This is a genomic window from Pseudomonas sp. KCJK9111 (genome assembly GCF_046231935.1).
Classification (GTDB): Bacteria; Pseudomonadota; Gammaproteobacteria; order Pseudomonadales; family Pseudomonadaceae; genus Aquipseudomonas; species Aquipseudomonas parafulva_B.
Window position 1 is genome coordinate 11,797 of sequence record NZ_JBJJMO010000029.1, and the last position, 12,285, is coordinate 24,081.

Genomic DNA, 12,285 nt, shown 5'->3' on the forward strand with positions numbered 1-12,285 from the left:
TCAGCGAGTGGCAGACGGAAACCCAACCGAATCGACCTTCCCTGCACCCAGGACCAACGTTCGGTAGTGACCCGGATTGCAGCCAAACCACTTGCGGAAGGCCTTGTAGAACGAACTGCTGTCGGCAAAGCCCAAACGCGCTGCGATTTCCAGCATCCCAACCTGCTCCTGCGCCAACCAGCTGATAGCCAATTGGCGCCGCACGCTGTCCTTGAGGGCCTGATAGCTATGCCCCTCCTCTGCCAACCTGCGCCGCAGCGTAGAAGCCGACAGGCATAACCGGCGGGCGAGCCCATTCGCATCGGGCCACGACGCTGGGTCTTGCTCACTCAGCTCGCGTCGAATGCGTCGAGCGAGGCTGTCGGGATCACGATACTTGACCAGGATGTTGGCAGGCGCCTGGGCCAGAAAACGGTGCAGCTCGTCATCGCTGCGCCGGATGGGCTGATCGAAGCAATCGGCGGCCAGGATCATACGGGTGCGCGGCCGAGAGAACTGTAGGTTTTCCGAAAACATGACACGGTAGTCATCGCAGAATGCAGGTTCGGTACAGCGCAATTCGATGGCCAGAATCGGAATGCGACGCCCTGCCAGCCAACATGCCACACCATGGACGATCATCCAGAATGTGAAGTAGGTGAAGGCTCGTCGAGGCTCATCAGCGGGTTCGATGATGATGATCTCGGCCAGGCTTTGCTGGCGAATCAAGTGAGGCTGTAGGTGATCCAGGGTCAACGACAGGAAAGCCAGTGCGGTTTCGATGCCTGTCCCGACCGTTGGTTGTCCCCTGCTGGCACGGCAGAGAAATGCCAGGCTGCCGCCGCGTAGCCCGCGCGGGTCCATGGCAAAGAACTCATCGTTACAGCGCCGCGCCAGCAGGCGCCAGAGGCGGGCATAAGCAGTTGCCGGCACACGTGCACCTGGCAGCGTGAGCAGGTGCGGCTCGATGCCTGCCTTGCGCAGCACCAGAGGCGCGTCGCCTGCTTGGGGACAAGCCTGCAACAACGCCTCGCGTACCAGTTCGATGGAAATAGTGTCCTTGTCGCTCATTGGCGGCCCAGTTTGCTCGAATGCAGCCATCTTAGGACCACAGCGCCAAAACGCTAGCATTCGATCACTGCACGCCGACTCAGCCAGGTAACTGTTCATTCTCCCGGGCCAAGGCTTGGCGTGTGAGTTCAAGCGCCTTGGCCCTTACCGCCTCATCACAAGCCCTGGCAATCGCCCTGGCCTGAGTATCGTACTGGGCATCTGTCAGCCTCTCACGCCCTGCATAGAGCGCCTCCATCTGCTGCACGAACGGCTCGCGTACAAAATCAAAGGATGTGCGGTACTGGCGTTGCAGGTGATCGAACCAGAAGCCACGCTCACTGATGTCCATGGCCAGATCATCGCTGGCCTCGGCTGCGCGAACCGCTGCTTCGGCCGTTTTCAGGTGTTCCTCCGTGACCCCTGCAATCGTTCTGAACTGCATGGTGGTTGCCTGACCTGGCAATTCCAGTGTCCGCGCCAGCCCCACCCGGTAGGCAAGGCTGACTTCGATCTGATCCACCTCCTCGCCGCGGGTTTCGCGGCCGCTCATGTCTTGGCGGGCGTACGCCTCCACCCGGTCCAGGCGGAAGAAACGTCGCGCCAGACTCAATAGTTCACCCTCTGCGTGTTCTCCAGCGGCGGCCTCGACCGACGCGCTCAGCAGCCTGATCTCAAGCAAGCCGAAACTGGAGATGACACTGTCCACGCACGTACGAGGTTCACTGGCCAAGGCGAAGGTTTGTTCGCGCAGTGCGGTGTTACTCTCGATTGTGTCCAGCATTGCCCAGACCCGGGCCTCCAGATCGTCCCTGGCCAGACGAAAATCACTGGTGTCAGTGAGTTCGCCGATGAGTGTGAAGAAATCGCCGCTGCCGGACTCATCCACCAGACGGTTCCACTGGGCGGTACGCGACGCTCGTTGTGCTGGGTCCAGGCGCTCGACCCAACGGCTGAGGTGAAATGCGTCACCGTCGGCACTGAGCTCGCTGTCGGAGGTGCGACTGGCATCGACCCACAAGTCGCGGTACAGGGCAGGCAGCGGGTTACCCGCCAATGCCAACCTGTTTCGCCAATGGGTTCGCTGAGCCCGCACAGCCAAGGGCAGCTCGGCGATATGGTTGTCACGCAGGTCGACATACTCCAGCGAAACCGCCCGCTCGAGGTGAACCGGTACTTGCGTCAACCCTACCCCGCGCAGTCCCAATTGACGCAGACGGGGTAATCGGTCCATGGCAATCGTGAAGTTGCCGATGCTGTTGTCGCTCAGATCGAGCACACTCAGCCTCGGCATGCCCGCAAGCACTTCGAAACCAGCATTGTCCAGAGGCAGGCTGTTACGCGATACCGTCAGTTCCTGTAACTCATGCAACTGCGAGAGCGCAGCGGGGAGCCGCAGCAGGGCGTTGTTGTCCAAGTTCAGCGCCGTAATGCCATGAAAGGGCCTGAGAAAGCGCTCAGGCACATCGCCCAGTCGCATGTTGGCCAGAGCGACCTCGCTGACATGGCTGAAACCCTCCACCGCGCTCAAGTCGGGCAGCTCGCCGGTACCGATACCCGATAACGAAAGCAGCATGCCTGGGTCTCCATTTGCTTGCTGTCTGCCTGAGTGCCCTTGGAAGCGCCAGCAGCGCCTTAGCTGGTCCGATACTCTACGTCGAAGCGCCACATCGGCCGCATCGGCAGGCAGGGCAGTCCATTGCTCGAGCATCACGTCCAGACGCGAGTATTGGCCCTCAAGCTCCAGCAGATGAGTGAAGGGCGAACCAGGCTGGTCCTCGAGCACTTGAAGATACAGCTCGAGTTGTTGTGCGCTGAACCCTGGATACAGGCTGCGGATACGATCCTGAAGCGTACGCTCGGCCAGGTGGTTGGCGCTGCCGCGACCACTTAGCAAGTAGCCATAGCGATGGTCAGGCAGGCGGGCGGGTGCGCGGAAGGTCGGCCGGCTCACCTGCATGCCCATCAGTTCCTGCACAGCCTTTCTTTGAGCCGGGATGCGCGCCTGCAAGCCTGCCCGCAGCGCTTGCACGTCATCGGTTGCTGACCATCCCAAGCGGCTACGATCGGCTTCAGGTAGAAACTGCCAAAGCCGCTCGAGCAAGCCGCAGGCGCCGTCCGCGTCTTGTGCAACGGGTTTGCCACCCTCATAGACCGACATCTGCCCATGCTCCCACACCAGCACCTTCACACTGGCGGGATTGGTCACCGGGTATAGCTCTGCCAATACCCGCCCTGTGGGCGACGCTTCGCGAACCTGAACATTGTGGGCCATGGGCCATGCAGGTTCTTTTCGCAAAAGCCCGAAGACCAGCGACGGCAGATCAGGGTGATAGGCATTTTTAAGGTACAGGCCCTGTAATGCGCGACAGATACGGGCCTCCTGTAATGCCAGACGCGCGCTCTCGGCAAGCGCCAGATCAAGACGACCCTGCCCGAGCAAACGCTGACGCTGCTCGGCCGTGCCGTTGGCAATCACCTCTTCAGAATAGGCAGCGGGTAACCCTGGAAAATCACGCTGGATTACCGATACTTCGGGGCTTATGGCAAGTGTGTACGTCAAATGGTTCATCAGGCCCTCGCGCAAGCGAGGCGCTTGCGCGAGGATCGATGCAGATACTGAGGCCGGTGCGCGCTGTTGCTCGCTCAACTGATCGACGCACCATTGCAGCAGAGGGGGGTCGTTCTTGCCTTGGTGGCTCGCGAACGTGGCGAAGAAGTCTTCGATGCGCTTGTCGGCTTCAAACCGCTCCAATGTGTCGCGCAGACTTACGGGCAACGCCCTTAGCTCCGCGACTGCCCGGCGTAACTGGGCCTGGTCCACGTCGGCCACCTTGAGTACCTGAGTGACGCGCTGCGGATCCAGGTCGGAAGTAACGGGCCATAGATGGCCCAGCAAGGCTCGCTCGCCATGCCACAATTGCGGTCGCTGCCAGTTCAATCGCCAGCCATACTCACCGTTCCAATTCAACGCCGGCGCGAAGCCGGCTTTGCCATCCTGACGCACCAGGCGCCAGGGATTTGATTGATTTTTGCGGCTGACGGGGTAATAAACGCCCTCATGAAGCCACCAGTGACTATCACCGTGCTGGAAAAGACCCTTCTGACCTCGTACAGCATTGTGAGGCACGCCAAGTGCTCGGTAGTGTCTCAAGTCCTCTACCCAAAGCCGAGGGGCTTCATTATCCAGTTCGACTGGCACCATCTCGTCGACGAAGGCGCTGCGCCTGAAGCCCCGTGCAACTGCCGCACCGCCCGCCGCCGTCAGCGCGGTAACCGCTACCGTTTCGGCCACACCCAGTACATGCTCCAGCGCTTCATGCTGGTGGCCGCGTGACCAGTCATACACCGCTACGCCAATTTCACCCAGCACCTGGACCACGGTGGCAGCCAACATCATCGCGCCGAGTTGTGGAACAAACAACGCTGCCATCTGTGCCAGGTCCAGCCCCACCTGCTCAAGCGTCTGTAGCCGCTGAAGCCTTTGCAGCCGATCTACCTCTTCGACAGGCACCAGAAGAAAGCGGGCGTCCGCTTTGATGCGGGCCACTTGCAGCCCGGCCATCTCGGTAAACAGCGATACACCGGCGGTTTTGCCGGTTACTTCAAGATCGGGGGCTGCATCACTCAGACGCTTTTGCAGCACGGCCTTAAACGCTGCCCGGGCATCGGCCGCCACCAGCTTCAGTAGGTCGCTGGCATCCTCAGGCTTTTCGAACAGGTTCACCATGTGGGCCTTCAGGCTGTCCAGATCGCCAAACTTCTTCAACGGCCCATGGGGCAGGTAGAGCAGTACCCCTGCAGCCGGGTAAGCCAGGCCGCTCGCCCCACCGTCGGAAAGTTCGATCACCAGTGCGCCGATCAACGCATGCCCGAGCACATGAAGGTGCTTGACCATGACTGCCGGTTGCTTCGGATCAGGCGCCACCACCTCGCCGAAGGTGTGCTCTAGAGCAGCGACATCCACTTCGGTGATGTCGCCTCGCAGCCCTGCAACTTCAACGGCCAACGCGAGGCGTTTCCTAAAGCCATGGGCGAGGAGCGTGCAGGCGGCATCGTCAAAGTAGGTACCTAGGTAGGCTTGATAACGCTTGCCCGTGTCCACCAAGCGGCAGGCAGTGGCCAGGCTCGCACTGTTCACCAGCAGTGGGGCGGTGAAGGACATGCCATGAGCCCTTGAGATGATGCCGCTGCGGGCGTCGAAGCTCGATCCGGAGGGGAAATTCTGCATCAGGTGGGTCATTGCAGGGTGAAACGTGTAGTGATGATGCAGCGTCTCGCCCCCAAGCACGCTGTAGCTGTCCCAGCGCTCCCGCCAGAGCGCATGCGTCAGATCCACCTGCACACCCAGCTTCTGCGCTATCGTGGCACCCAACATCTGCTGTGCGTACAACTGCGGCGAGACCATGCTTTTGAACAGTGACGCCAGGCGCTGCTCAATATGGCGGTTTTCTTCCGCGCGCGTGCGCAGGGCTCGTATCTGCTCCAAGGAAGCCGCATGCAGCCATTCAGGCAAGTGCTGTGCAATGAAGCTGTCGGTATGGTTGGAAGGCGTAGTGAGGGCGGCCATCATCGGCTCCAGGTCAAAGGTTGCCGCGCACCTTTACCGAAACCTGCGAACCAAGACAGAGGGAACTCGACCACCTCATTGAGCCGGCCTGCTTTTTGTGCGAGGCCGGATGATGAAGGGCAGACCTGGCGGCCTGCCTCCGTTCAGCGAAAGCCAGCACTTGGCTTGCGGTTATCGCGGCAGCTGCACTTGAGGCTTGCTCGACGCAAAGATCGCCCAGCTGGAGATGAACAACGCGGCGATCAGCGGGCCAATGACGAAACCGTTGAGCCCGAACACCGACAGGCCGCCCAAGGTGGAGACCAGGATCAGGTAATCGGGCATGCGGGTATCCTTGCCGACCAGGATGGGCCTGAGCACGTTGTCGACAAGGCCGATCACCAGCACGCCGAACGCGGTCAGGATCACGCCCTGCAGGATTGCGCCGGTCATCAGGAAATAGATCGCCACAGGCCCCCAGACGATGCCTGCGCCAACGGCGGGCAGCAGCGAAAGGAAAGCCATCATCACCGCCCAGACCAGCGCGCTAGGGATCCCCAGGATCCAGAAAATCAAGCCGCCCAGCGCTCCTTGAGTGATGGCCACTAGCACGTTGCCCTTGACCGTGGCGCGCACTACACGCTTGAACTTCAACTGCAGGCGGCGCTTCTGGTGTTCAGGCAGCGGCACGGCCATGCGCACCTTGCGCACCACCTCGGCACCTTCACGCAGGAAGAAGAACAGCAGGTACATCATGATGCCGAAGCCCACCACGAAATCGAATGTGCCCTGGCCAAAGCTGAACGCCTGGGTAGCCAGGACCTGGCTGCCCTGGGAGGCCCAGGTGGTGATCTTGTCACGCAGGGCCTCCAGGTTGCCCATGCCCAGGTTATCCAGCGCGTTCTGGGCAAACGTTGGCAGCATGTCCTTGCCCCGCTCAACATACCCTGCGATGTCCAGCTGGCCACTCTGGATGCGTTGATAAAGCGTTGCCCCTTCCTGCACCAGCAGGCCGCTGATGATGATCACCGGCAATACCGCCACCAGTAAGCAGATCAGCGTGGTCACGGCAGCGGCCACGTTGCGGCGGCGCCCGAAGCGCATGAGCAGGTTGCGTTGCAACGGCGCGAACAGGATGCCCAGGATTACTGCCCAGAAGATGGCGCCGTAGTAAGGCAGCAAAATCCAGACGAAGGCAATGGTCACCAGTGCCAGGAGCACCGCCAGCGCCTTGTTCTGCAAAGCAGTTTCGTTCATTTCCGGTCCTCGGATGGGTTCTGGGGTATTAGTGCGTGGCGCTGGGGTAAAAGTGCCACCTGCCCCTTGATTCAGATCAATAAGGCCGAACTGCAAGCGGCTTAGCATCCGCGCCCTTTACCCGGTGTATTCATGACTTCTGTTGCCAAGCCCGAATTGCTGGCGCCTGCCGGCACGCTCCACACCATGCGCTATGCCTTCGCCTACGGTGCTGACGCGGTCTATGCCGGTCAGCCCCGCTACAGCCTGCGGGTGCGCAACAATGCTTTCGACCATGCCAATCTGGCGTTGGGCATCCAGGAGGCTCATGCGCTGGGCAAGCGCTTCTATGTGGTGGTCAACATCGCGCCTCACAATGCCAAGCTCAAGACCTTCCTCAAGGACCTGGCCCCTGTGATCGCCATGGCACCGGACGCGTTGATCATGTCCGACCCAGGCCTGATCATGCTGGTACGCCAGCACTATCCGCAGATGCCCGTGCATCTTTCTGTACAGGCCAACACGGTCAACTGGGCCAGCGTGCAGTTCTGGCAGCAGCAAGGCATCAGCCGCGTGATCCTGTCGCGGGAGCTGTCACTTGAAGAGATCGAGGAAATTGGTCAGCAAGTACCTGGCATGGAGCTGGAAGTCTTCGTGCATGGGGCGCTGTGCATGGCCTATTCAGGCCGCTGCCTGCTGTCGGGCTACCTGAACAAGCGTGATGCCAATCAGGGCACCTGTACCAACGCCTGCCGCTGGAAGTATGACGTCACGCCGGCGACCGAGAGCATCACCGGTGATATCGTGCACCACGTGCAGCCGACGCTGGGCCAGGGTGCGCCCACCGAACAGGTGTTCCTGTTGCAGGAAAGCGAGCGTCCCGGTACCGAAATGCCCGCGTTCGAAGACGAGCACGGCACCTACATCATGAACGCCAAGGACCTGCGGGCCATCCAGCATGTCGAGCGACTGGCGCGCATGGGTGTGCACTCGCTCAAGATCGAGGGCCGCACCAAGTCGCATTTCTATTGCGCACGGGCCGTGCAGTCCTACCGCAAGGCCATCGACGATGCGGCCAATGGGCAGCCTTTCGACCGCACTTTGATGGACAACCTCGAGTCCCTGGCCCAACGGGGCTACACCGAAGGCTTTTTGCGCCGTCATGTGCACGATGAGTACCAGAATTATCAGCGCGGCAGCTCGGTGTCCGAGCGCCAGCAGTTCGTGGGTGAACTGACCGGGCGGCGGGTAAATGGTTGGGCCGAGGTCAAGGTCAAGAACCGCTTCGCCCTGGGCGACCATCTGGAGCTGATGACACCCCGCGGCAACTACCACTTCGACCTGAATCAGTTGCACGACCGGCAGCAGCAGGCCATCGAAGTCGCACCCGGGGATGGCCATGTGGTGTACCTGCCAGTCCCTGAACAGGTGTCGTTGGCGTTCGGGCTGCTGATGCGCGACCTGCACAATGACCAGGCCACTGGCTGACGAAACTGTAATGCGCCGGTCAGCAAGTTGAAAGCCAGAGGGGGCGACCCTGCCGCCTTGCACGTTTGGACCAGGCCGTGCGCTATGCTGGCCGCAGGTCACACGTTTATAAGGAACTTGTCCATGCTGCGTTCAAATTGCCTGGCCCTTGGCCTGTTGACCTTCACCGCCCTTGCACAGGCCACCGACACCATCGACGTCTACCGCGACCCCAACTGTGGTTGCTGCAAAGCCTGGATCAGTCACCTCCAAGAGAACGGCTTTACCGTGAACGACCATGTCGAACCAGACATGAGCGCCGTCAAGCAACGCCTGCAAGTCCCGCCGCAGCATGCGTCGTGTCATACCGGGGTCATCGCGGGCAAGTTCGTCGAAGGCCATGTCCCCGCTACCCACGTGCGTGAACTGGTTAGCCGCAGTGACCTCAAGGGCATGGCCGTTCCAGGCATGCCAGCCGGTTCGCCGGGCATGGAAATGGGTGAGCGCAGGGATGCCTATCAGGTCATCGGTATCGACGCTCAGGGCAAGGACGCGGTGGTCGCCGATTACTGACCTGGCGCCGGTTTCACGGTTGGTAACACCTTGGGCCTCTATGGCCACTGCCCTGCTGCTACAGTCGAGTCTTCCTACTTGATCTGACATGGAGTGCCTCATGCTGCGTGCATCCGCCCTGGCCATGGTGTGCCTGGCCAGTAGCCCGGCCATTGCCGGCCAATCGCCTACCTACGGCGCCCAGCTCGAAGGGTTCGACTACCCGCATACGCTCAAGCACTTCGACTTCGAATCACAGCGCCAATCGCTGCAAATGGGTTACATGGACGTCCCGGCGTCGGGCAATGCCAACGGCCGCACGGTCGTGCTCATGCACGGCAAGAATTTTTGCGCAGCCACCTGGGAAACCAGCATCGATGCCTTGAGCAAGGCAGGCTACCGCGTTATTGCCCCAGACCAGATCGGTTTCTGCACATCCAGCAAACCTGCGCACTACCAGTACAGCTTCCAGCAACTGGCCAGCAATACCCATGCACTGCTCGAGCACTTGGGCGTGAAGCAGAGCATCGTGCTGGGGCATTCGACCGGGGGGATGCTAGCCACCCGCTACGCCTTGATGTACCCGCAGCAGGTCACGCGCCTGGCCATGGTCAACCCCATCGGCCTGGAGGACTGGAAGGCCCTGGGGGTGCCGTACCGCACCGTTGACCAGTGGTATGCCCGCGAACTCAAGCTCGATGCGGCCGGGGTACGTGATTATGAGCGCAAAACCTACTATGCCGGCCGCTGGAAACCGGAATATGAGCGCTGGGTGCAGATGCTGGTGGGCCTGAACCAGGGCCCAGGGCACGAGCGGGTGGCGTGGAACTCGGCCTTGATCTACGACATGATCTTCACCCAACCGGTTTATCACGAGTTCAAGGACCTGCAGATGCCAACCCTTTTGTTGATCGGTGACAAGGACACCACGGCAATCGGCAGTGACATCGCACCGCCGCAAGTCAAGGCCAGGCTGGGCAACTACGCCTTGCTCGGCCCGCAGGTGGCCAGGCTCATTCCCAAAGGCGAACTGATCACTTTCGAAGGCATGGGCCACGCGCCGCAGATCGAGGAACCCAAGCGTTTCAATCGCACACTGATCCAGTGGCTGGATCGCTAATCGTGCGTGGCTGCATCAGGCGAAGCGCTGCAGCTGCATTTCACGCAGCCGGCTGAGGGTGCGCTGGTAGGGGAAGGCGAGATACCCCTGCGTGTACAGCGCCTCGAGCGGCACCTGTGCCTCCAGGTACAGCGCCACACGGCGGTCGTAGCATTCATCGACCAAGGCGATGAAGCGGCGCACGGCATCATCCTTGGGCGAGAGTGCCGGCAAGTCGCGGTCGCCCGCTAGCACACGGGAGGCGCCGTCCTCCGTGCCGCGGGCGATACGCCCGGCCTGTTGCTGACCACTCAGCGCCGGTATGTCCGCGACCAGGATCGCCGCGAAACGGTCGCACAGCGCCATGAATTCCTGGGTAGCCATCGGTTGTTCGCACAACGCGTCGAAACGGCACCAGATGGCCTTCGCACTTCGGCGCATCACCTGCACCTGCCGACTGCCCAGCATGAGGGGCTGGTCGGTGCCTGGGTCGTCCGGGCTCAGTCGCTCGAAGACCGCGGCCAGGTGACTGCCCCGGTCGTCGGTGACCCAGTAGCGCTGGCACGGCAGGCCCGGGTGTTGCCGATGGTCTTGCTCACCCGCTACCGGCAGCACACGCATGTGCCGCTCGATGGCAGCGATGGCGGGCAGAAAACGTTCGCGGTTGAAGCCATCACGGTACAGTTGCCCTGGCGGCTGATTGGACGTGGCAACCACCGCCACACCCAGGTCGAACAGTACCTGGAACAAACGGCCGAGAATGATTGCGTCGGCAATGTCACTGACGAACAACTCATCGAAGCACAGCACGCGGATTTCGCTTCCTAGCTCCTCCGCCAGCGCCATAAGGGGATCCGGCGTGCCATTGAGCTGAAACAACCGGCGGTGCACCCAAGCCATGAAGTGGTGAAAATGCTGGCGGCGACTCGGCACGGTCAGGCAACGGTGAAACTGATCCATCAACCAGGTCTTGCCCCGCCCCACTGGCCCCCACAGGTAGAGGCCCTGGCTGGATCGTCCACGCTCGACAGCCTCGAAGCAGGCCTGCAGCGCCTCGATAGAGAGGCGCTGTGCGGGGTCAACGACAAAGCCCTGGGTTTCCAGGGCTTGCTGGTAGCGTTGCAAGGGATCGATGGTCATGGCGCATTGTACCTGTCGCCTCCTTGCCGACGACAGCGCGGCTTCAGTCGGGCCGCGCCAGGCCCACCTTCAGCAGCTCGCCATCCTTGGCATCGGTCAACACGTACAGGTAACCGTCCGGCCCTACCCGAACATCACGAATGCGCGCCTTCAAGTCGCCCAGCAGGCGCTCCTCGTGCACCACCTTGTCGCCCTTGAGCTGCAAGCGGATCAGCTCCTGTGTGGCCAACGCGCCGATGAACACGTTGTGATCCCATGCGGTGAACACGGGGCTGTCATAGAACGCCATGCCGCTGACACCGGGCGACTTCTCCCACACGTGGTGCGGATCGACCATGCCATCTACATGTTTACCCTTGGCCTCTGGTATGGGCAGCATCGAATAGTTGATGCCGTGGGTTGCGATGGGCCAACCGTAGTTCTTGCCCGGCTTCGGAATGTTGATTTCGTCACCGCCACGGGGGCCGTGTTCGTTGGTCCACAACGCGCCCGTCCAAGGATTCAACGCAGCGCCCTGCTGGTTACGGTGGCCAAACGACCAGATTTCGGGGCGCACGTTCTTCTGGCCATAGAATGGGTTGTCCTTGGGAACCTCGCCATCTGGCAGGATGCGCACGACCTTGCCCTGCAGCTTATCCAGGTCCTGAGCCGTCGAGCGCTGATTGTTCTCACCCAGGGCGATGAACAGATACCCGTTGCGGTCGAACACCAGGCGCGACCCAAAATGGTTGCCCTCCGACAGCTTGGGTTGCTGGCGGAAGATAACGGTGAAGTTTTCCAGGCGGGCGCGATCGGTCGACAGCTGGCCACGGCCCACAGCGGTCCCGGCCTTGCCGTCGCTGCCCTCCTCGGCATAGGACAGGTACACCGTACGGTCCTTGTCGAACTCGGGCGACAAGGCCACATCCAGCAAGCCGCCCTGGCCTTCGGCCCAGACTTTGGGCACGCCACTGATGGGCGGGCCTACCTTGCCCTCGGCATTGATCACGCGCAGGTTGCCGATGCGTTCGGTGACCAGCATGTCCTGGCCGCCAGGCAGGAACGCCAGCGCCCACGGCGTACGCAGACCGTTGGCCACGGTATCGACGGTAAGGGTGCCCTCTTCACTTTTGAACGTCTGCTGGGCAGCGGCATGGGCCAACAGCGGCGCTAATGCGGCAGCGGCCAGGGTAACCAGCCAGGTTGCTCGGGACATGCGAAGTTCCTTTGACAG

Annotated in this window: 8 protein-coding genes; 3 read left to right on the forward strand and 5 right to left on the reverse strand. The window is 61.4% G+C overall.

All coding sequences use genetic code 11. From position 1 onward, the window contains the following. The 3 genes from ACK59L_RS11845 to ACK59L_RS11855 form a co-directional block, all read right to left on the reverse strand. Positions 1-1,050, reverse strand: coding sequence for an AraC family transcriptional regulator (locus ACK59L_RS11845; protein ID WP_409273762.1), 1,050 nt, complete (start codon positions 1,048-1,050; stop codon positions 1-3). A 79-nt stretch (positions 1,051-1,129) separates the two neighbouring features. After that, positions 1,130-5,599, reverse strand: a complete 4,470-nt coding sequence (locus ACK59L_RS11850) for an NEL-type E3 ubiquitin ligase domain-containing protein (protein ID WP_409273764.1) — start codon at positions 5,597-5,599, stop codon at positions 1,130-1,132. Between the two features lie 171 nt (positions 5,600-5,770). Further along, entirely contained in the window at positions 5,771-6,835 is a 1,065-nt protein-coding gene (locus ACK59L_RS11855; RefSeq protein WP_027914987.1) for an AI-2E family transporter, read from the reverse strand. 132 nt (positions 6,836-6,967) lie between these two features. Between ACK59L_RS11855 and yegQ the strand changes: the two genes are divergently transcribed. The 3 genes from yegQ to ACK59L_RS11870 all read left to right on the forward strand — a co-directional run bounded on the left by yegQ (position 6,968) and on the right by ACK59L_RS11870 (position 9,953). Next, entirely contained in the window at positions 6,968-8,302 is a 1,335-nt protein-coding gene (yegQ, locus tag ACK59L_RS11860) for a tRNA 5-hydroxyuridine modification protein YegQ (RefSeq protein ID WP_409273767.1), read from the forward strand. Positions 8,303-8,425: 123 nt separating this feature from the next. Beyond that, positions 8,426-8,854 carry a DUF411 domain-containing protein gene (locus ACK59L_RS11865; protein ID WP_409273769.1) on the forward strand — a complete coding sequence of 143 codons (429 nt, stop codon included), beginning with the start codon at positions 8,426-8,428 and terminating at the stop codon, positions 8,852-8,854. Positions 8,855-8,954: 100 nt separating this feature from the next. Beyond that, positions 8,955-9,953, forward strand: coding sequence for an alpha/beta fold hydrolase (locus ACK59L_RS11870; protein WP_409273771.1), 999 nt, complete (start codon positions 8,955-8,957; stop codon positions 9,951-9,953). 15 nt (positions 9,954-9,968) lie between these two features. Here ACK59L_RS11870 and zapE read toward each other — a convergent pair whose 3' ends face one another. After that, complete coding sequence (gene zapE / locus ACK59L_RS11875; protein ID WP_409273773.1) at positions 9,969-11,072, reverse strand: cell division protein ZapE; 1,104 nt, start codon at positions 11,070-11,072, stop codon at positions 9,969-9,971. A 43-nt stretch (positions 11,073-11,115) separates the two neighbouring features. After that, positions 11,116-12,267 carry a PQQ-dependent sugar dehydrogenase gene (locus tag ACK59L_RS11880; protein ID WP_409273776.1) on the reverse strand — a complete coding sequence of 384 codons (1,152 nt, stop codon included), beginning with the start codon at positions 12,265-12,267 and terminating at the stop codon, positions 11,116-11,118. Positions 12,268-12,285: the final 18 nt, after the last annotated feature.

What these genes read in the sequence shown, in the direction of transcription:
- ACK59L_RS11845 (WP_409273762.1), bottom strand. Translation starts at nt 1,050, where the DNA reads ATGAGCGACAAGGACACTATTTCCATCGAACTGGTACGCGAGGCGTTG.
- ACK59L_RS11850 (WP_409273764.1), bottom strand. Translation starts at nt 5,599, where the DNA reads ATGGCCGCCCTCACTACGCCTTCCAACCATACCGACAGCTTCATTGCA.
- ACK59L_RS11855 (WP_027914987.1), bottom strand. Translation starts at nt 6,835, where the DNA reads ATGAACGAAACTGCTTTGCAGAACAAGGCGCTGGCGGTGCTCCTGGCA.
- yegQ (WP_409273767.1), top strand. Translation starts at nt 6,968, where the DNA reads ATGACTTCTGTTGCCAAGCCCGAATTGCTGGCGCCTGCCGGCACGCTC.
- ACK59L_RS11865 (WP_409273769.1), top strand. Translation starts at nt 8,426, where the DNA reads ATGCTGCGTTCAAATTGCCTGGCCCTTGGCCTGTTGACCTTCACCGCC.
- ACK59L_RS11870 (WP_409273771.1), top strand. Translation starts at nt 8,955, where the DNA reads ATGCTGCGTGCATCCGCCCTGGCCATGGTGTGCCTGGCCAGTAGCCCG.
- zapE (WP_409273773.1), bottom strand. Translation starts at nt 11,072, where the DNA reads ATGACCATCGATCCCTTGCAACGCTACCAGCAAGCCCTGGAAACCCAG.
- ACK59L_RS11880 (WP_409273776.1), bottom strand. Translation starts at nt 12,267, where the DNA reads ATGTCCCGAGCAACCTGGCTGGTTACCCTGGCCGCTGCCGCATTAGCG.